The sequence below is a fragment of the Variovorax sp. V15 genome, assembly GCF_041154425.1.
In the GTDB taxonomy this organism is placed as follows: Bacteria; Pseudomonadota; Gammaproteobacteria; order Burkholderiales; family Burkholderiaceae_C; genus Variovorax; species Variovorax guangxiensis.
Window position 1 is genome coordinate 2253331 of the sequence record NZ_AP028659.1, and the last position, 19376, is coordinate 2272706.

Consider the following 19376-nt stretch of genomic DNA (forward strand, 5'->3'; position numbering starts at 1 on the left):
ATAGCATCGGTGCCTGCCCCGTTTTTTTGTAGCAATCCATGTCTTCCAACTCGCCCGCGAGCGCCGCTTCTGCCCCCGCTTCCCCGTCTTCTTCCAATACCTTGGGCACCGACGCCAAGCTGATCGGGCTGGTCGGCCTGGCCCACGCGGTCAGCCACTTCAGCCAGCTCATCCTGGCGCCGCTGTTCCCGTGGCTGAAGGACGCGTTCAACGTGAGTTATGTCGAGCTGGGCGCGGTGCTCACGGTGTTCTTCGTGGTCTCGTGCATCGTGCAGGCGGCTTCGGGCTTCATCGTCGACAAGCTGGGTCCGCGGCCGGTGCTCTTCGTGGGGCTCGGGGCGCTGGGGCTGGCGGCTTTCGGCTATGCCCTGGCGCAGAGCTACTGGATGCTGCTGGTGTGCGCCGTGGTCGGCGGCATCGGCAACGGCGTGTTCCACCCGGTGGACTACACGCTGTTCAACCGCAAGGTCGCGCCCACGCGCCTGGGCCATGCCTACAGCGTGCACGGCATCACCGGCAGCCTGGGCTGGGCGCTGGCGCCGGCCTTCGTGGTGCCGATCGCCATTGCCTTCTCGTGGCGCGTGGCACTGGCTTCGGCGGGCGCGGTTGCCCTGGTCGTGCTGCTGGTGCTGTGGATCTACCGCAGCGTGCTGTCGCTCGACGCCGCGGCCGTGCACAAGGCCACTGGACAGGGCGAGTCCTCGCCCGCCGGCGGCGAGTTCGACTTCCTGCGCATCCCGGCCGTGTGGATGTGCTTCGGTTTCTTCTTCTTCTATGCCGTGGTCATCAGCGTGGTGCAGACCTTCGCGCCCGTGGCCGCGGGGCACCTTCACGCGGTGCCCGTGGCGCTGGTGGCCGTGTGCCTCACGGTCTACATGGTGGCGAGCGCGGTGGGCATGGTGGCTGGCGGTTTCCTGGCATCCGATCCTTCGCGCTGCGAGCGCATCGTGGGCGTGGGCTTCGGCCTGGCCGCCGCGCTGGCGCTGCTGCTGGCCTTTGCCGACTTCCCGCCGGTCATCGTGCCGGCACTCTTCGGTGCGATGGGTTTCGTCTCGGGCGTCGCCGGGCCTTCGCGCGACCTGCTGGTGAAGAAGTCGACGCCGCCCAACGCCACCGGCCGTGTCTACGGCGTGGTCTACGCCGGCCTCGACATCGGGCAGGCCGTGGCGCCGCTGGTGTTCGGCCGGCTGATGGACCACGGCCAGTACACGAGCGTGATCGTGGGGCTGGCGCTGGTGCAGGGCGTGCTCATCGCCAGCGCGTTCAACGTGCGCCGGGTGCGGCGCACGGCGCTCGTGCCGGCCTGAAGCTGAAGAACCCCGGCCGATATCATCGGCCGCATGCAAGCCCTGTATGTCTATGTGATCGTCGGCGCCGTGCTGGCGGGTTTCGTGCAGGGCCTCTCCGGCTTTGCGTTCGGCATGGTGGCGATGTCCGTCTGGGCCTGGACGCTGGAGCCCCAGCTCGCCGCCTTGCTCGCGCTCTTCGGCGCGATGACGGGGCAGGTGATCGCCGCGGTTACCGTGCGGCGTTCCTTCGACAAGAGCGTTCTCTGGCCTTTCCTGCTTGGCGGACTGGTGGGCGTGCCCTTCGGCGTCTGGCTGCTGCCGCATCTGGATCTCGTCGTCTTCAAGCTGTGCCTCGGGCTACTGTTGGTGCTGTGGTGCCCGGCGATGCTGATGTCGCAGCATCTGCCGAAGGTGGCGTTCGGGGGACGTGTTGCCGATGGGGTGGCCGGTGCCATCGGTGGGGCGATGGCCGGCATCGGCGGGTTCTCGGGGACCATTCCCACGCTGTGGTGCACGTTGCGCGGGTTTCAGCGGGATACGCAGCGGGCGGTGATCCAGAACTTCAATCTGTCGATGTTGCTGGTGGCGTTCGGCATCCACCTGTTCAGCGGGAATATCGGGCGTTCTCTCTTGCCTTTGCTGGGGGTGGTGGCGGTGGCGGTGGCTGTGCCTGTGTTATTGGGGGCGCGGCTTTATATCGGGATCAGTGAGGTTGCGTTTCGGAAGATTGTTTTGGGGTTGTTGACTGCTTCCGGGGTTGCGCTGTTGGCTTCTGCTGTTCCGGCTTTGCTTTCTCGTAGCTGAGCGATTCCTTCCCGGGGCCGAGACCCGGCCCCGGGAAGCAAACACCCAACAGCCCTCACCGAGGCAAAGCCAAAGCAAACGGCAAGCTGACAACCCCCAGCAAGGTAGACAAAGTCACCAACCCAGCCACATAAGGCCCGTTGTACCCCATGCGAGCAGCCAGCACATAAGCGCTGGAAGCAGTAGGCACAGCAGAGAAAGCCATCAGCACAGCCCCCTGCGCAGCATCGAGCCGAAGCGCCCGAGCCAGCACCCAGGCCACCAACGGCAGCAACAGATGCCGGATGGCCAGCACCGACACGGCCAGCACCTTGCCCGTGCCCAAGGTGGAGAACTTCATCCCCGCCCCCGCAGCCAGCAGTCCCAGCGCCAGCGAAGCGGCCCCGATCCGCGTCAACGTAGGCGTGGCCCAAGTGGGCACGGTAAGCCCCAGCACATTGGCCAGCAACCCCGCCACGGTCGCAACGATCAGCGGATTGCGCACCAGCTGCCGCACGAACCCGGTCTGCGCATGCCGCGTCATCGGCCACACGGCCGCGATGTTGAAGATCGGCACGCACACGCCGATCAGCACCGCGATCAGCAGCAGCCCCTCGGAGCCTCCGAGCCGTTCCGCCAGCGCCAGGCAGATGAACGAGTTGAAGCGAAAGGCAATCTGCGCGCTCGCCGCGTGGTCGCGCCGGTCGATGTGCGTGCGCAGGCCCGGAACGAAGGGCAGGGCGTAGGCCAGCAAGATGCCGCACACGCCCACGCCGACACCTGCGGTGAGCAGGCTCGATGTCGCCCCGAAGTCGAGCGGGCTGCGCACGATCGAGTGGAACAACAGCACAGGAAATAGAAAGTAGTAAACAAGGCTCTCGACCTGGTCCCACACGCGGCGGTCGAGGGCTGTGTAGCGGCACAGGAGCCAGCCGATGGCGATGAGGGAGAAGTCGGGGAAGAGCAGCTGCGCGTAATTCACCGCTTCGAGGATAAACCCGCTTGACCATGGGTAATCCAGAGCACGGATACGGCCCCCGAGCCGCTAGCATCCGGGCTTCGTTTTTTCGACATACAGCAGAACAAGGAGTTTTTGATGCAACGTCGTCAATGGAGCGCGATGGTGGGAGCCGCGGCACTGATTGCAGTGGCGGGTCAGAGCTTTGCGCAGGGTTATCCCAACAAGCCCGTCGAGCTGAGCGTGCCGTTCGCACCGGGCGGCACGACGGACATCGTGGCGCGCGTGATTTCCGATCCGCTGGGCAAGGTGCTGGGCCAGCCGGTGGTGGTGATCAACCGCGCCGGTGGCGGCGGCATCGTGGGCGCGGCCGAAACCGCCCGTGCCACGCCCGACGGCTACAAGCTGGGCATCGCCACGGTGTCGAGCACGGCGGCCAACCCGGCCATCAACCCGAAGACGCCGTACGACCCGATCAACGACTTCACGCCGATCATCAACATCGCGGCCACGCCGAACATCATCGCGGTCAACCCGAGCTTCCCGGCCAAGAACTACGCCGAGTTCGTGGCCGAGCTGAAGAAGAACCCCGGCAAGTACTCGTACGCCTCGTCGGGCACGGGCGGCATCGGCCACCTGCTGATGGAGCTTTACAAGAGCCTGACCAACACCTTCGTCACGCACATCCCGTACCGCGGCGCGGGCCCGGCGCTGAACGACGTGGTGGCCGGCCAGGTGCCGATCATGTTCGACAACATCCCCTCGGCCATGCCCTTCATCCAGAGCGGCCGGCTGATTCCCATCGTGGTGTCCGCGCCGCAGCGCCTGGCCGCGCTGCCCAACGTGCCGACCTTCAAGGAAGTGGGCCTGGAGCCGGTGAACCGCATGGCCTACTACGGCATCCTCGGCCCGAAGGGCCTGCCCAAGGAAGTGGTCGAGAAGATCAGCGCGGGCGTGAAGAAGGCGGTGGAAGAGCCGGCGGTGCGCAAGCGCATCGAGGACACGGGCTCGCTGATCGTGGCGAACACGCCGACCAGTTCGCCGCGCAGATCAAGGCCGAGTACGACGTGTACAAGCAGGTCGTGAAGAAGCAGAACCTGAAGCTCGACTGAGGATCGCTCCTCGCACCAGGGAAGCCGCCCGCATGCCGGGCGGCTTTTTCTTTTTGTTATCTTGCAAGGCATGAGCACAGAGGCAGCCACGCAGACCACACCCGGGATCGACGACTTCATCGACGCACTGTGGCTGGAGGATGGACTCTCGAAAAACACGCTGGCCGCCTATCGCCGCGACCTGACGCTGTTCGCGCAGTGGCTCGGCGCGCAGCGCAGCGGCACCGCGCTCGACACCGCGAAGGAGACCGACCTGCAGGCCTACATGGGCGCGCGCCTGTCGACCAAGGGCAAGGCCACGTCGGCGAACCGCCGGCTCACAGTGTTCAAGCGCTATTACCGCTGGGCGCTGCGCGAGCGGCGCATCGCGGCCGATCCGAGCATCCGGCTCATGCCGGCGCGGCAGATGCCGAGGGCCGTCAAGACGCTTTCCGAAAAGCAGGTCGACGACCTGCTGGGCGCGCCCGACGTCGATTCGCCGCTGGGCCTGCGCGACCGCGCGATGCTGGAGCTGATGTACGCCAGCGGCCTGCGCGTGAGCGAGCTGGTGGCGCTCAAGGCCACCGACATGAGCCTCAACGACGGCGTCCTGCGCGTGCTCGGCAAGGGCAGCAAGGAGCGGCTGGTGCCCTTCGGCGCCGAGGCGAGGCGCTGGATCGAGCGCTACCTGGAGGATTCGCGCCCGGCCATCCTCGACGGGCAGCAGACGCCCGACCTGTTCGTCACCGCGCGCGGCTCGGGCATGACGCGCGTGATGTTCTGGATCATCGTGAAGAAGCACGCGACCGCGGCTGGCATCCACGTTCCGCTGTCGCCGCACACGCTGCGCCACGCCTTCGCCACGCACCTGCTGAACCACGGCGTCGACCTGCGCGCGGTGCAACTGCTGCTGGGGCATGCCGACATCTCGACGACGACCATCTACACGCACGTGGCGCGCGAGCGCCTGAAGCAGCTGCATGCGCAGCACCATCCGCGCGGCTGAGCCTTCGCAGGACTGGCGCATCGGCTGCGCCGGATGGAGCCTGCCGCGCGCGCTGTGGCCGGTGTTTCCGGCCGAAGGCTCGCACCTGGAACGCTATGCGCAGCGCTTCGACGCGGTCGAGATCGACTCCTCGTTCTACCGGCCGCACCGGCGCGAGACCTACGAGCGCTGGGCCGCGAGCACCCCAGAGGGGTTTCGCTTCGCGGTCAAGCTGCCGAAGGCGGTGACGCACGAACGCCGGCTGATCGGTGCGATGCCGGCTTTCGAGGCGTTTGCCGCGCAGGTCGAGGGCCTCGGCAGCAAGCTGGGTGCGCTGGTCGTGCAGTTGCCGCCCAGCCTGGCGTTCGATGCCGAAGCGGTGCGCGGCTTCTTCACCGCGCTGCGGCACAGGCACCGGGGCGCGGTGGTGCTGGAGCCGCGCCATCGCAGCTGGTTCACGCCGCAGGCCGATGGGCTCCTGTCGGATTTCGAAGTGGCTCGCGTGCTCGCGGACCCGGTGCTGTTCGACGAAGCCGCGGCCCCCGGCGGCTGGTCGGGCCTTGTCTATCTGCGCCTGCACGGTTCGCCGCGGCGCTACTGGTCCGCCTACGACGAAGAACTGCTCGCGCGCCTCGCCCGGCGGCTGCAGCGCGCGAAAGAGGAGGGTGCGCAGTGCTGGTGCGTGTTCGACAACACGGCCGGCGGCGAGGCCACGGGCAACGCGCTGACGCTGCGGCGGCTGCTGGAAAATCAATGATCAACAAGAGGAGACGGAACGTGAAATTCAACAGACTCTGCGCCGGCCTTGGGCTCGGCCTCGCAATGGCCGCAGCCGCCGGCTTGGCCGCCGCCCAGGCCTTTCCTAGCGCCAAGCCTATCCGCCTGATCGTCGGCTATCCGCCCGGCGGCGGCATCGACTTCGCGGCGCGCACGGTGCAGGTGCCGCTGCAGGAGGCGCTCAAGCAGCAGCTGGTGGTCGACTACAAGCCGGGTGCGAGCGGCATGATCGCGGCCACCGAGCTCACGCGCCAGCCCGCAGACGGGTACACGCTGCTGCTGGCCAACACGGGGCCCTTCGCCATCGCGCCGTACCTGCAGAGCAAGCCGCCCTATGACCCGATCAGGCAGTTCACCTACATCGGCCAGATCAGCCAGGGCAGCTACATCGCGGTGACGCGGCCCGACCATCCGGCGAAGAACCTCAAGGAGTTCGTCGCCTGGGCCAAGGGCCAGCCGGGCAAGGTCAACTTCGCCTCGGGCGGCAACGGCACCTCCACGCACCTCAACGGCGAGCTGATGAACCAGGTCACCGGGCTCGACATGACGCACGTGCCGTACAAGGGCAGCGCCCCTGCGGTGCAGGACCTGATCGGCGGGCAGACGCAGATCCTCATCGACGCGGGCAGCGTGCTGCTGCCGCAGGTGAAGGGCGGCAAGCTCAAGGCGCTGGCGGTGACCGGCCCGGCGCGCGATCCGCAACTGCCGGACGTGCCGACAGTCAAGGAACTGGGGCTTGCGGGCATGGAGTCGGTCGGATTCCAGGGGCTGGTCGGGCCAGCGAACATGCCGAAGGAAGTCGTCGACCGGCTCTCCGGCGAGTTGGCCAGGGCGCTGGCGCAGCCCGAGATCAAGGCCAAGTTCGCGACGGCGGGGGCCGAGGTGCATTCGCTCGGGCCGGCCGAGTTCGCGGCTTTCGTGAAGGGGGACAATGAGAAGTGGTCCAGGCTGATCAAGGAGCGCAAGCTGCAACTGGACTGACGCCATCCATCACGCAAGCAGGCAGACGACCAGGGCTGCCACACACGACACCATGAATTTCCTCGCTTCCCCGAAGCCCTCGCGCCGCACGGCGACCCGACTCCTCGCCGCCGCCGCGCTGTGCGCCGCATCCGGCGCCTTCGCGCAGGCCGTGCCCAAGACCGTGCGCCTCATCGTCGCCTATCCGGCGGGCGGCGTCAGCGACGTGGTCGCGCGTGCGCTGGGCGACCGGCTCGCGGCCCAGATGGGCGTCACGGTGATCGTCGACAACCGCGCGGGCGCGAGCGGCGCCATCGGCATGGACGCCGTCGCCAAGGCCGCGCCCGACGGTGCGACGCTGGGCTTCTCGGCCATCAGCCCGCTGGTGCTGAGCCCGCACCTGGGCAAGCTGCCCTTCGATCCGCTGAAGGACGTGGCGCCTGTGGCCAGCGTGATGTATTCGCCGGTGCTGCTGATCGCCACGCCGGCGAGCAAGGCGAAGGACTTCCGCGCTCTCATCGACGATGCCAAGGCGCATCCGGGCGCGGTGCGCTGGGCTACCTCGGGGCCGGCCTCGCTGGGCCACATCGTGCTGGAGCAGCTGCGCGCGGCGGCGAGCGTGGACATCACGCACGTGCCTTACAAGGGCGGCGGCCAGCAGCTCAACGACGCGATCGGCGGGCAGTTCGAGATTCTTTCGACCAACGCGAGCCCGACGCTCTCCTCGCACATCCAGTCGGGCAAGCTGCGCCCGCTGGCGGTGGGTGCCCCAGCCCGGCTCGACAGCCTCCCGCAGGTGCCCACGCTGGGTGAGCTGGGCTACAAGGCGGCGAACATCAATTCGCTGTTCGGCGTGTTCGCGCCGGCGGCCACGCCGCCGGCGCTGGTCGCGAAGTACAACGCCGAGATCAACAAGGCGCTGGCCACCCCCGAGCTGCGCGCCAAGCTCACGGCCACCGACAACGTGCCGACCGGCGGCACCCCGGCCGCGTTCGCGAAGGAAATCGCCAGCGAGTTCGAGAGCAACGGGCGCATCGTCAAGGCGGCGGGCATCAAGGCCGATTGAAAAGCCGCAAAGGCGCGCTGACGCCTGGATGACACCCCGGCTTGTGACTTGGCTTTGCCTACCTTATAGTAGGTAGATGACCAACGCCACAGCACTCGCCGCCGGCAGCACCCGCGAGCAGATCCTCGCGGTGGCGCGCGGCTTCATCGAAACCCGTTCCTACCTGGGCTTCAGCTTCCAGGACGTGGCCGACGCGGTCGGCGTGCGCAAGGCCAGCCTGTACCACCACTTCCCGACCAAGGAGGCGCTGGGCGTCGCGGTGATTCGCGCGGCCACGCAGGGCTTCAAGGACTGGGACGCCGCCCGGGCGCGCGAGCCGAAGGACGCGCTCGAATCGTATTTCCGCATGTACCGCAACACGCTCAGGGCCGGCTCGGGCATGTGTCCCGCGGGGGCGGTGGCTCCCGGCTGGGGCGTCATCAACGACGAGCTTCGCCTTGCCGTGCAGGAGCTGCGCAACACCCAGGTGACGTGGCTCACCGGCGTACTGGGCGCGCTGATGCCAGAGCGCAAGACCGGCGCCTCGGTGGCTTCGCTGGCTGCCTACGTTTTTTCCGTTTGCCAGGGCGCGCTGCTGTCGGCGCGCATGACGGGCCGCGTCGACGACTTCGACGAGGCCATCGCCCAGCTAAGGAGTTCCTTGCCGGGCTGAGCGCCCGGCCCCGTGCAGGCACGCTTCGGCGTGCTTATTTTTCGACCTCGAAGCCTACCGATTGGAAGGTAGTCAATCTGCTGGAGAGCATTCATGAAAGCCGTCATTTCCGCCTACGCCCGTTCCCCGTTCCACTTCGCGAAGAAAGGCGCACTCGCCGAGGTGCGCCCCGACACGCTGGCCGCCGGCGTGGTGCGCGGCCTGCTGCAGCGCACCGACCTCGACCCCGCGCTGCTCGAAGACGTCATCCTCGGCTGCGCCTACCCCGAGGCCTCGCAGGGCAACAACCTCGCGCGCATCGTCGGGTTGCTGGCCGGCCTTCCGCACGAGGTGGGCGGCATGACGGTCAACCGCTTCTGCGGCTCCTCGATGCAGGCCGTGCACATCGCCGCAGCGCAGATCGAGGCGGGCATGGGCGATGCGTTCCTGTGCGTGGGCGTGGAGTCGATGACGATGGTGCCGCAGGGCGGCTTCAACTTCTCGCCGAGCCCGGAACTCAAGGAGAACACCGACGCCTATATCTCGATGGGCGAGACCGCCGAGAACGTCGCGCAGCGCTGGAACGTGAGCCGTGCCGACCAGGAGGCCTTCGCGGTGGAGTCGCACCGCAAGGCGGCCGAGGCGCGTTCGCAGGGGCGGCTTGCCGGCGAGATCGTGCCGGTGCGCCTGGCTTCGGGCGACGTGATCGATGCCGATGGCTGCATCCGTCCGACCACTTCCGCCGAGGCACTGGCGAACCTCAAGCCCGCGTTCCGCCCTGACGGCGTGGTGACGGCAGGCACCTCTTCTCCGCTGACCGACGGCGCGGCGGCAGTGCTCGTCACCAGCGACGAATTCGCGGCGAAGCACGGCCTGAAGGCGCTGGCGCGCATCCGCTCGTTCGCCACCGTGGGCGTCGACCCGGCGATCATGGGCATCGGCCCGATCCCCGCCACGCGCAAGGCGCTGGCGCGCGCGGGCCTGAGCGCGGCCGACCTCGACGTGATCGAGATCAACGAAGCCTTCTCCTCGCAGGCGCTGGCCTGCATCCGCGACCTCGGGCTCGATCCGGCGAAGATCAACCTCGACGGCGGCGGCCTGTCGATCGGCCATCCGCTGGGAGCGACCGGTGCGCGCATCACCGGGAAGGCGGCGTCGCTGCTGGCACGCGAGAACGGCCGCTACGCGCTGGCCACCCAGTGCATCGGCGGAGGGCAGGGCATCGCGACGATCCTCGAGCGCGTCTGAAGGCCGCGCCGCCCGCGAGAATGGCGATCGCCACCCACGACAAAGGAGACCCCATGGCCAAGCTGTATCTCGAAGACCTGAAGGTCGGCGACCGTTTCAAGAGCGCGGAGCACGCGCTCGACGCGGCGCAGATCAAGGCCTTCGCGCAGCAATTCGATCCGCAGCCCTTTCATACCGACGAAGAGGCTGCCAAGAGCACATTCTTCGGCGGCCTCGCGGCGAGCGGCTGGCACACGGCCGCGCTCACGATGAAGCTGCTGGTCGAAAGCGGCCTTCCACTGGCCGACGGAATCATCGGTTCGGGCGGCGAACTGCAGTGGCCCAAGCCGACGCGGCCCGGCGACGTGCTGCATGTGGAGGGCGAGGTCGTCGACATCGTGCCCTCGCGCTCCAAACCCGGCCGCGCGATGGTGGCGATGCGCTGCCAGACGCTCAACCAGCATGGCGACGTGCTCCAGCATTTCATGCCGAAGCTGGTGGTGCAGGCGCGTCCGGCCTGAGCCGAAGAGGAAAGAAGAGCGGCGGCCTCAGGCCTTGTCCTGCGTCTGCGAGAGCTGGCGCAGCTCTTCCGCGCTGAAGCCCGCACGCCCGCGCGCCTCGAAGTTGAAGGGCGGCTTGTGCCGCGGCGCGTCGTAGCGCGCCACGAGCCCGGGGTAGGCCGCTTCCGGGTCGATGCCCTCGCGCTCGCACAGCCAGCGGTACCAGTGGTTGCCGATGGCCACGTGGCCCACCTCGTCGCGCAGGATGATGTCGAGGATCTCCACCGCGCGCAGCGCATCGGGTGTGTTCACGCGCTTGAGCTTGCCCTGGATGAGCGGCGTGGCGTCGAGCCCGCGCGCCTCCAGCGTGCGCGGCACCAGCGCCATGCGGGCGAGCACGTCGTCCTTGGTCTTCTCGCACATGTTCCACAGGCCGTCGTGGCCGGGGAAGTCGCCATAGCGCCAGCCCATGTCCTGCAGGTGCGCGTGCAGAAGGGTGAAGTGCAGCGCCTCTTCATGGGCCACGCGCAGCCAGTCGCGGTAGTAGGCCTCGGGCATGCCGTCGTAGCGCCAGACGGCGTCGAGCGCGAGGTTGATGGCGTTGAACTCGATGTGGCAGATCGAATGGATCAGCGCCGCGCGTCCCTCGGTGGTGAAGGGCGAGCGCTTCTGCACGGCGGTGGCGGCCACGCGCAGCGGGCGCTCGGGGCGGCCCGGCACGCCGAGATCGTCGCCGGGCGTGCGGATCGCCTGGGCTGCTATGGATTCGGTAGCGCCGTCCAGCGGGATGGCACGGGTGGCGGCCACCTTTTCATCGGGGTCTGTAAGGCGAAGCGCGGCCAGTGCGCTCAATCGGGGGTGCATCCCTACAATTCTAGGTTTTGACCTTGCAGGGACCGGAAACAATGGCGCTCTACGAACTCGACGGTATGGCACCCCAGGTGGGCGAAGGTGCATGGGTGGCCGACACCGCGGAGGTGATGGGCAACGTCAGGCTGGCGGAGAACGCCAACGTGTGGTTCGGCGCGGTGCTGCGAGGCGACACCGAGACGCTGAGCATCGGGCGCAACAGCAACATCCAGGACCTGTCGGTGCTGCACGCCGACATCGGCTGCCCCCTGACCGTGGGCGACAACGTGACCGTCGGCCACCAGGTGATGCTGCACGGCTGCACCATCGGCGACAACACGCTGGTCGGCATCCAGGCGGTGGTCTTGAATAACGCGAGGATCGGCCGCAACTCGATCGTTGGCGCCGGCAGCGTGGTGACCGAGGGCAAGGAGTTTCCCGACAACTCGCTCATCATGGGCTCGCCCGCCAAGGTGGTGCGCACCCTCGACGACGAGGCCGCCGCCAAGCTGCGCCAGGGCGCGGAAAACTACGTGGCCAACGCGCGGCGCTTCGCAAAGGGCCTGAAAAAGATCGCCTGACCATCCCGGTCGCAGGCACACACACAGAAAGAAGACGTTTTGAGCGAGCTGCACAAATTCCTGTTCGATGGCCTGCCGGTGCGCGGCATGATCGTGCGCCTGACGGACGCGTGGCAGGAGATCCTCGCGCGGCGCGCCTCCAATACCGCCACCGGCGCGTATCCGCAGCCCGTGGTCGAACTGCTCGGCGAGATGACGGCGGCTGCCACGCTGATGCAGGCCAACATCAAGTTCAACGGCGCGCTGATCCTGCAGATCTTCGGCGACGGCCCCGTCAAGGTGGCGGTGGCCGAGTCCAAGCCCGACCTGAGCCTGCGCGCGACCGCCAAGGTGATGGGCGAGCTGCCGGCCGACGCGCACCTGCCCGACATGGTCAACGTGAACAACAAGGGCCGCTGCGCCATCACGCTCGACCCCAAGGACAAGCTGCCGGGCACCACCCCCTACCAGGGCGTCGTGCCGCTCTTCGGTGACGACGGCGAGAAGCTCGGCAAGCTCAGCGACGTGCTTCAGCACTACATGCTGCAAAGCGAACAGCTCGACACCACGCTGGTGCTGGCCGCCGACGACAAGGTGGCCGCGGGCCTGCTGATCCAGCGCCTGCCGGTGAAAGGCGAAGGCAACCTCGAGGGCACCGCCGACAAGGATCACGATCAGGCCAACGAAGACCAGATCGGCCGTAACGAAGACTACAACCGCATCTCGATCCTCGCGTCGAGCCTCACGCGCGACGAGCTGCTCACGCTCGACGTCGAGACCATTCTGCGCCGCCTGTTCTGGGAAGAGAAGCTGCTGCGCTTCGAGCCGCAGGCCGGCATGCTCGGACCGCGCTTCGCCTGCACCTGCGGCCGCGAGCGCGTGGCGCAGATGATCCGCGGCCTCGGCGAGCAGGAGGCCGAGAGCATCCTCGCCGAGCGCGGCAACATCGAGGTGGGCTGCGACTTCTGCGGCAAGCAGTACCGCTTCGATGCTGTCGACGCCGCGCAGATTTTCACGCCGGTGGGCGACCGGGTTCCGGGCAGCTCCGTCGTGCAGTAGGCGGCGCCGTCGCTGCCTCTTTTTCAGTCAGCGCAGCACCTTGATCATCGCGGCGAGGCGCTCGTGCGCGAAACCGGCCGCCAGCGCGCGGTCGAACATGCCGGCCAGGAAAGCCGGAAAGCTCCCGTCCAGGCCGGCCTCGCGCGCCTGCTTCACGAACAGCCGGCCCGAGCCCGCGCAGGTGGCCATCGAGCTCTGGGGCTCGCCGTAGCTCCCGGCCTCGATGGCATCGCCTTCGGCGCGGATCATCTCCCCCAGCACCGGCGATATCGCACCGATCATCCGGCCGAACTCGCCCACGCCCAGCCCTTCGGCCTCGCAGATGCGAGCGCCGTGGAAGAAGCCGCTCATCGCGCCGAACATGCACGACAGCGTCGCGAGGTCCCAGGCCGCGGCGTTGCCGACCGGCTCGCCCATGTACATGAGGCGGCCGGCGATGGTTTCGAGCACCGGGCGGCAGATGGCCAGCGCGCGCTCCTCGCCCGAAATGAAGAGCGGCGTGTCGGGCCGGCCGATCTGGCCGGGCGTGGCGAGCAGGGCGCCATCGAGGTAGGCCACGCCGTCCGCGGCGGCCCAGGCGTCGCGCGCGTCCTGCGGCGTGCCGGTGCTCAGCTGCACCAGCACCTTGCCGCGCAGGGCCTGCATCACGCCGGGCTGGGCGAGGATCGAGCGGGCCGCGGCGTAGTCGGCAACGCACATCAGCACGATGGGGCTCGCCTCGGCGGCGCTGCGCGCATCCGTGGCGAGCAGGGTGCCCTGGTTCAGCAGCGGGTGGGCGCGCCCGGCGGTGCGGTTCCAGAGCGTCAGCGTGTATTTCGGCTGCAGTGCGCGCGCGAGCGCGATGCCCATGGGGCCGAGGCCGATGAGGGATACGTCGGTCATGTCGTTCTCCGTTCCATGTTTTCGTGTCGATCAGGTGCAGTCAGGCCGCGGCGGGCGTCAGCTTCTGGCCCAGTCCGCCGTCGACGGTGAGCCGCGCGCCGGTCGTGAAGGTCGCCTCGAAGGCGAAGAACAGCACCGCGCGGGCCACTTCGTCGGCGGTGCCGTGGCGCCGCATCGGCGTGATCTGGTCGCCCAGCCGGATGAACTCGGCGCGTTCCTCCGGCGTCGCATCGGCCACGCCCAGCGTGGGCGTGTCGATGAAGCCCGGGCTCACCACGTTCACGCGGATGCGCCGCGCCATCAGCTCCGCCGCGAAGCCCGAGGCGAAGGAGCGCAGCGCGGCCTTGGTGGCGCTGTAGACGCTCATGCCATGCATGCCGCCTTCGTCCGCGATCGATGAAGTGACCACGATGGCGCCGCCCTCGCGGATCAGCGGCGCCAGGCGCTGCACGGTGAAGAACGGACCCTTGGTGTTGATGGCGAAGGCGCGGTCGTAGCCGGCCTCCGTCACCTGTTCGAAGGGCTCCAGCGTGGAGATGCCGGCGTTGATGTGCAGCAGGTCGATGCGGCCGAAGCGCTCGCGCACCGTGGCCGCCAGCGTGTCGATGTCGGCCAGCGAGGCGGCGTCGGAGGCCAGCACGTGGGCGCCCGCGCCGAGCGTGCGCCGCGCGGCTTCGAGGTTCACGGGGTTGCGCCCGGTCGCGAGCACTTCGGCGCCGCCCGCGAGCAGCGCCTGTGCGGTGGCCAGGCCCATGCCGATGGTTCCGCCGGTGATGACGGCCTTCTTGCCGCCGTAGATGTCGTTCGTCATGATGATTCGCGTGCCTTGCAATGGATGAAGTTCAAGGCTGCGAATGATCCGGATCGGTGCTCTTGCGGTCGCGCACGTTCGGCCGTGCTGGAGCATGAACGGACAGCGCCGTGCAAGGCGGCACTCGATAATGTTCCGATGAGCAAAACCGATACGGACACCCGCCTGCAGGTGGACCTGCGGCAGACGCCCGGCGGCGTGGTCGGCTACGACGCGCTGCCCGACCATCGCATCAAGCTACACACCGGCGGTCCGGTGGCCGGGGCTTGCAGGCTGCACAGCTTCCTCTACACGCGCGGCGACCTCGACATCCTGCCGGCCGGCATCTCCGACGTCTGGCACGAGGAAGCGCCGAGCACCTCGGTCGTGGTGCGCATGCCGCCTTCGCTGCTGAGCCGCACAGCCGACGAGATGGGCCTGCCGCCCGAGCGGGCCGTGCTCGACCAGCGCCACCAGTTCCGTGACGCGCGGATCGAGCACGTCGCTTGGGCGCTCGACGCGGAGCGCCGCGCTGGCTTTCCCAACGGCAGGCTCTACACCGACAGCCTGGGCACCGCGCTCGCGGTGCAGCTGCTCGCGGGGCAGGAGGCCGCCGCAGGCACGGCATCGGCACAGGGGCTGACGCGGCCGCAGCTGCGCCGCGTGACCGAGTACATCGAAGCACACCTGGACGGCGATCTCTCGCTGGCCGCGCTGGCCGGTGTCGCAGGCCTCAGCGCCTCGCACCTGAAGACGCAGTTCAAGCGCTCCATCGGCCTGCCGGTGCACGAGTACGTGGTGCACCGCCGCGTCGACCGTGCGCGCGGCCTGCTGCTGCGCAGCGAGATGCCGGCGAGCCTCGTGGCGCTGGAGAGCGGCTTCTCGCACCAGAGCCACATGGCGCGCTGCATGCGGCGTGTGCTCGGCGTCACGCCGGGCGAAGTGCGGCGCGCGGGCTAGGGGTCTAGCGAGCCGCGTCGTCGAACCCGCCGAACGAGATGTCCGGCGCGCTCGTGTTGTGCTTCGACGGCAGGCTGCGGCCAAAGCGCACCTGCGTGGCCTGCAGGCTCTTCACCTCCGGCAGCGGCAGCACCTGCTGCGCCGCCTGGGGCGATGCCTGCCAGCGCACTTCGCTCACGTCGGCGTTGTCGGGGGTGACGTACATCGAGCGCAGCACCGCGAAGGGCTGGGCGCTTGCGGTGGGCTTCGACAGCGTCACGTCGAGCGCGGTGCGCGCGCGGCTGGTCTCCTCGACCTTCACTGCGGCACTGCCGCCGTCGGTGAAGCGCACGTGGATGGCCAGCGGCCGGGGCACGATGCGGATCGACGCGATGTTCACCACCGGCCGCGCGGCGGCCTCGACCGGGCCGAGCAGGAAGGACGAGCCGTACACCCCGTCGCCGAAGCGCGGCTCGGGCAGCGGCTTGATGCGCCAGTAGCCATCCGACGGATAGAGCACGATGGCTTCGAGCGGCTTGCCGTTCTCCTTCCTGAACACCTGCAGCAGATGAAAGCCGCGGTCCTTGCGCTTGCCCACCTGCACGGGCACGCGCTGCGGGCGCCAGAAGCTCGGCAGGGTCATGCCTACGATGCGCCACTGGGCGTTGTCCATCAGCATCACGGTGCGCTTGCGGAAGCGATAGGCCGGGTCGGTGGGATGCTCGCCGCCGTCGAAGTTGCAGCCCGAGAAGTCGGGCGCGGTGACGTCGTTGCCGATCTTGTCGAGGTAGTCGGGCTGCAGCGCCTCGATGCGCATGCGGCGGATGCCTTCGCCGCGCAGGGTCAGCGAGACGTTGTCTTCCTCGGCGCAGGCGGTGGTGGTGGTGCCGTTCTCGACGGTGGCCGCGACAGGTGCCGCGTGGACCGGGCCGGTGGCCGACAGCAGCAGGGCGGCCAGAGCGGAAGGAAGAAGCGCGATGCGCGCGGCGGTCGAAAGGGGCATCGGGTCTCCGGTAGGGGAAAGGGAGGGCCGCTACTCGCGGCGTGCGATGAGATCGCTGAAGAGCCTATGTTCGCATTCCGGGTCGGAGCATTTCTCGCAAGGCCACGACCAGGAGGCGGGTTTCGCGTCGGACCTGGCGCGCGTGCGCGGCCGGCCCTCGTTGCCTGCGATGGAAACGATGGCGTTCCACGCGTTGGCAAGCCGCTCGCCGCCGCTGCCGTGCACCACGGCATACGAGAGCTTCGCGCCCGCGAGCGCGGCGCGCACCAGCGTGTCGGTCGGCTGCTGCGCATGCGGTCCGTCGCGCATGTCGTCGGCCACCCAGGGCAGGTCGAGCGCGGTCAGCAGCGTGATGGCGTAGCGCCGCTGGGCGGCCAGCGCACTGTCGTAGAGGGAGGTGTCCGCGAAGAGCTGCTCGCTGTAGACGGCCGTCATGAGCGCGGTGGTGTCGGCCACCACCACGCCGGTGGCGGCTGCGAGCGCTATGCGGCGGGTCTGCTCGTCGGCGATGGCCTGCTGCTCGTTGGGGCGCGGCGTGCGGCCTTCGCGCTCGCACCATTCGCGAAGGTACTCGCTCACCAGGGTGGTCGGTACGCCGCGGTCCTGCAGGCGCTGCGCGATGGCGCGGGCCAGTTCGGTCTTGCCGGTGCTTTCGGCACCCACGAGGGCGATGACGCAGCCGGTCGGCAGCACGGGTGTCATGCGCGCGCAGCCTCGGCGGCGCCGGATGGCATGCGCTGGCGCCAGGCAAGGTAGCCGGCCACGCTGAGCACTGCGAACACCGCATACAGGCCCACCGTGAGCCACAGGCCCTTGTGGATGAAGAGGCCCACGCTCACCACGTTCACTGCCAGCCAGATCAGCCAATTTTCGATGAACTTGCGCCCGAGCAGGAACTGCCCGACCAGGCTCAGGCCGGTGGCGAAGCCGTCCCACCAGGGCACGTCGGTGTCGGTGAAGCGGCGCAGGAAGAGGGCGACCGCCGGCCATGCCACTGCGCAGGCCAGCAGCGTGAGCGCGACGCCGCGCGAAGAAAGCCGGCTGACGCGCAGCGCGCTGCCGTCGGCCCGGTGGCCACGCAGCCACTGCGCCCATCCCCAAAGGGCGACGAGCGCGAAGAAGACCTGCAGCGAGGCGTCGCCGTAGATGCGCGCCTTGGCGAAAACCGCCACGTAAAGCACAGAGCTGACGATGGCCAGCGGCCATCCCCAGTGGATCTCGCGCATGTTGCAGCCCACCATGGCGAGCGCCAGCGTCGACGCGACGAGCTCGAGCCAGCTCACGGGAGAGCCCCAGAGCATGAACGCGGGGGCCGAGAGAAGCTCGGTCATCGGCTCTGAGGCGAAGAAAGAAGAGGAAAGGGAGAGGGGAAAGAATGGCCGAGGTCAGTGCGCAATTTGCACGAAGACCTCGTTCGGCTTGACCATGCCGAGTTCCGCGCGCGCGCGCTCCTCGACCATCTCCAGCCCGTCCTTGAGGTCGTTGACCTCGGAGCTCAGGCGCTCGTTGTTCAGCGCGGCCTTGGCGTTGGCTTCCTTCTGGTCGGCCAGCTTGGTCCGCAGCTGGGCCACGTCGCGCACGCTGCCGCGCCCGTTCCACAGCTGCCACTGCAGGATGGCCAGCAGGAGCAGCAGGACGATCGGTGGAACGAGGCGGGCGCGCATGCCGCGTGGCGTCCGGCGTTACTTCAGGTTGTAGAACGCGCCGCGGCCGGGGTATACGGCGATGTCGCCCAGGTCTTCCTCGATGCGCAGCAGCTGGTTGTACTTGGCGATGCGGTCCGAACGCGAGAGCGAGCCGGTCTTGATCTGGCCGGCGTTGGTGCCCACGGCGATGTCGGCGATGGTGCTGTCTTCCGTCTCGCCCGAGCGGTGCGAGATCACGGCGGTGTAACCCGCGCGCTTGGCCATCTCGATGGCGGCGAAGGTCTCGGTCAGCGTGCCGATCTGGTTGATCTTGATCAGGATCGAGTTGGCGATGCCCTTCTCGATGCCTTCCTGCAGGATCTTGGTGTTGGTGACGAAAAGGTCGTCGCCCACCAGCTGCACGCGCTTGCCCAGGCGTTCGGTGAGCAGCTTCCAGCCGTCCCAGTCGCCTTCGTGCATGCCGTCCTCGATGCTGATGATCGGGTACTTGTCGACCCAGGTCGCGAGCATGTCGGTCCAGCTCTCGGCCGTGAGCGAGAGGTTTTCGCCCGACAGCACGTACTTGCCGTCCTTGTAGAACTCGCTGGCCGCGCAGTCCAGGCCCAGGGCGATCTGTTCGCCGGCGGTGTAGCCGGCCTTGTCGATGGCTTCCAGGATCAGCTGGATGGCTGCTTCGTGGCTCTCGACGCTGGGAGCGAAGCCGCCTTCGTCGCCCACTGCCGTGCTGATGCCGCGGTCGCCCAGGATCTTCTTCAGTGCATGGAACACCTCGGCGCCATAGCGCACGGCCTCGCGGAAGCTCTTGGCGCCCACGGGGATGATCATGAATTCCTGCAGGTCGAGGCTGTTGTTGGCGTGCGCGCCGCCGTTGATGACGTTCATCATCGGCACCGGCAGCTGCATGCCGCCCATGCCGCCGAAGTAGCGGTACAGCGGCAGGCCCGATTCTTCTGCCGCGGCGCGGGCCACGGCCATCGAGACGGCCAGGGTGGCGTTGGCGCCCAGGCGGCCCTTGTTGTCGGTGCCGTCGAGGTCGATCATCGTGCGATCGAGGAAGGCCTGCTCGCTGGCGTCCAGGCCGAGCACGGCTTCCGAGATCTCGGTGTTGATGTTCTCGACGGCCTTCAGCACGCCCTTGCCGAGATAGCGGCTCTTGTCGCCGTCGCGCAGCTCGATGGCTTCGCGCGAGCCGGTCGATGCGCCCGAGGGCACGGCCGCGCGGCCCATGGTGCCCGATTCGAGCAGCACGTCGCATTCGACGGTGGGGTTGCCTCGGCTGTCGAGAATTTCGCGGCCGACGATGTCAACGATTGCACTCATCTTCTGTCTTTCTCTTTCTGGTCTCTTTGGGCGGATGAATAGATGGGGAAACGGGGCAGGA

General features: G+C 68.2%; 21 protein-coding genes and 1 pseudogene. 13 read left to right on the plus strand and 9 right to left on the minus strand.

The annotated features are described in order from the left end of the window. Positions 1-38 precede the first annotated feature (38 nt). Both ACAM57_RS10650 and ACAM57_RS10655 read left to right on the plus strand, forming a co-directional pair. Complete coding sequence (locus ACAM57_RS10650; RefSeq protein WP_369661611.1) at positions 39-1307, plus strand: MFS transporter; 1269 nt, start codon at positions 39-41, stop codon at positions 1305-1307. A 33-nt stretch (positions 1308-1340) separates the two neighbouring features. Then, complete coding sequence (locus ACAM57_RS10655; protein WP_369661612.1) at positions 1341-2093, plus strand: sulfite exporter TauE/SafE family protein; 753 nt, start codon at positions 1341-1343, stop codon at positions 2091-2093. Positions 2094-2148: 55 nt separating this feature from the next. Here the strand turns inward: ACAM57_RS10655 and ACAM57_RS10660 are convergent, their stop codons facing one another. Next, positions 2149-3066 carry an AEC family transporter gene (locus tag ACAM57_RS10660; protein ID WP_369662421.1) on the minus strand — a complete coding sequence of 306 codons (918 nt, stop codon included), beginning with the start codon at positions 3064-3066 and terminating at the stop codon, positions 2149-2151. Positions 3067-3168: 102 nt separating this feature from the next. Between ACAM57_RS10660 and ACAM57_RS10665 the strand changes: the two are divergent. The 8 genes and pseudogenes from ACAM57_RS10665 (at position 3169) to ACAM57_RS10700 (ending at position 10288) form a co-directional block, all read left to right on the plus strand. Further along, positions 3169-4142: pseudogene (locus ACAM57_RS10665) on the plus strand (tripartite tricarboxylate transporter substrate binding protein BugE). Between the two features lie 70 nt (positions 4143-4212). Beyond that, the gene (gene xerD / locus ACAM57_RS10670; RefSeq protein ID WP_126025846.1) at positions 4213-5127 is read left to right on the plus strand and encodes a site-specific tyrosine recombinase XerD; all 915 of its coding nucleotides are present in this window, start codon (positions 4213-4215) and stop codon (positions 5125-5127) included. Next, complete coding sequence (locus ACAM57_RS10675; protein ID WP_369661613.1) at positions 5102-5863, plus strand: DUF72 domain-containing protein; 762 nt, start codon at positions 5102-5104, stop codon at positions 5861-5863. The genes xerD and ACAM57_RS10675 overlap by 26 nt, the downstream gene beginning before the upstream one ends. A gap of 20 nt (positions 5864-5883) precedes the next feature. Beyond that, positions 5884-6864: a Bug family tripartite tricarboxylate transporter substrate binding protein gene (locus ACAM57_RS10680; protein WP_369661614.1), complete on the plus strand. Its 981-nt coding sequence runs from the start codon at positions 5884-5886 to the stop codon at positions 6862-6864. A 52-nt stretch (positions 6865-6916) separates the two neighbouring features. Then, a complete protein-coding gene (locus ACAM57_RS10685; protein ID WP_369661615.1) occupies positions 6917-7909 on the plus strand; it encodes a Bug family tripartite tricarboxylate transporter substrate binding protein in 993 nt (330 codons plus the stop codon). 76 nt (positions 7910-7985) lie between these two features. Next, positions 7986-8561: a TetR/AcrR family transcriptional regulator gene (locus ACAM57_RS10690; RefSeq protein ID WP_369661616.1), complete on the plus strand. Its 576-nt coding sequence runs from the start codon at positions 7986-7988 to the stop codon at positions 8559-8561. Positions 8562-8654: 93 nt separating this feature from the next. Next, positions 8655-9788 carry a thiolase family protein gene (locus tag ACAM57_RS10695; protein WP_184641310.1) on the plus strand — a complete coding sequence of 378 codons (1134 nt, stop codon included), beginning with the start codon at positions 8655-8657 and terminating at the stop codon, positions 9786-9788. A gap of 53 nt (positions 9789-9841) precedes the next feature. Beyond that, entirely contained in the window at positions 9842-10288 is a 447-nt protein-coding gene (locus ACAM57_RS10700) for a MaoC family dehydratase (RefSeq protein WP_126025841.1), read from the plus strand. A gap of 27 nt (positions 10289-10315) precedes the next feature. Here ACAM57_RS10700 and ACAM57_RS10705 read toward each other — a convergent pair whose 3' ends face one another. After that, the gene (locus tag ACAM57_RS10705; protein ID WP_184641309.1) at positions 10316-11131 is read right to left on the minus strand and encodes a ferritin-like domain-containing protein; all 816 of its coding nucleotides are present in this window, start codon (positions 11129-11131) and stop codon (positions 10316-10318) included. Between the two features lie 41 nt (positions 11132-11172). Between ACAM57_RS10705 and ACAM57_RS10710 the strand changes: the two genes are divergently transcribed. Together ACAM57_RS10710 and ACAM57_RS10715 are read left to right on the plus strand one after the other, a co-directional pair. Beyond that, positions 11173-11697 (plus strand): gamma carbonic anhydrase family protein, encoded by a 525-nt coding sequence (locus ACAM57_RS10710; RefSeq protein ID WP_369661617.1) that lies wholly within the window; start codon positions 11173-11175, stop codon positions 11695-11697. Positions 11698-11736: 39 nt separating this feature from the next. Next, on the plus strand, positions 11737-12735 hold the full coding sequence (locus tag ACAM57_RS10715; protein WP_184641308.1) for an Hsp33 family molecular chaperone HslO: 999 nt from the start codon (positions 11737-11739) through the stop codon (positions 12733-12735). 27 nt (positions 12736-12762) lie between these two features. Here ACAM57_RS10715 and ACAM57_RS10720 read toward each other — a convergent pair whose 3' ends face one another. Beyond that, positions 12763-13617, minus strand: coding sequence for an NAD(P)-dependent oxidoreductase (locus tag ACAM57_RS10720; RefSeq protein WP_369661618.1), 855 nt, complete (start codon positions 13615-13617; stop codon positions 12763-12765). Between the two features lie 40 nt (positions 13618-13657). Further along, positions 13658-14428, minus strand: a complete 771-nt coding sequence (locus ACAM57_RS10725; RefSeq protein WP_369661619.1) for an SDR family oxidoreductase — start codon at positions 14426-14428, stop codon at positions 13658-13660. Positions 14429-14566: 138 nt separating this feature from the next. On the opposite strand from ACAM57_RS10725, the gene ACAM57_RS10730 reads away from it, so the two are divergent. After that, a complete protein-coding gene (locus tag ACAM57_RS10730) occupies positions 14567-15367 on the plus strand; it encodes a helix-turn-helix domain-containing protein (protein ID WP_369661620.1) in 801 nt (266 codons plus the stop codon). Positions 15368-15371: 4 nt separating this feature from the next. Here the strand turns inward: ACAM57_RS10730 and ACAM57_RS10735 are convergent, their stop codons facing one another. The 5 genes from ACAM57_RS10735 to eno are packed head-to-tail and all read right to left on the minus strand — an operon-like array spanning position 15372 to position 19315. Next, positions 15372-16349 carry a hypothetical protein gene (locus ACAM57_RS10735; protein ID WP_369661621.1) on the minus strand — a complete coding sequence of 326 codons (978 nt, stop codon included), beginning with the start codon at positions 16347-16349 and terminating at the stop codon, positions 15372-15374. Between the two features lie 30 nt (positions 16350-16379). Beyond that, a complete protein-coding gene (locus tag ACAM57_RS10740) occupies positions 16380-17051 on the minus strand; it encodes an AAA family ATPase (protein ID WP_369661622.1) in 672 nt (223 codons plus the stop codon). Next, on the minus strand, positions 17048-17680 hold the full coding sequence (gene pnuC, locus ACAM57_RS10745) for a nicotinamide riboside transporter PnuC (protein ID WP_369661623.1): 633 nt from the start codon (positions 17678-17680) through the stop codon (positions 17048-17050). The genes ACAM57_RS10740 and pnuC overlap by 4 nt, the downstream gene beginning before the upstream one ends. Positions 17681-17734: 54 nt before the next feature. Further along, positions 17735-18013 carry a cell division protein FtsB gene (gene ftsB / locus ACAM57_RS10750; RefSeq protein ID WP_093203189.1) on the minus strand — a complete coding sequence of 93 codons (279 nt, stop codon included), beginning with the start codon at positions 18011-18013 and terminating at the stop codon, positions 17735-17737. Positions 18014-18031: 18 nt separating this feature from the next. Beyond that, on the minus strand, positions 18032-19315 hold the full coding sequence (gene eno, locus ACAM57_RS10755; RefSeq protein ID WP_019655973.1) for a phosphopyruvate hydratase: 1284 nt from the start codon (positions 19313-19315) through the stop codon (positions 18032-18034). Positions 19316-19376 lie beyond the last annotated feature (61 nt).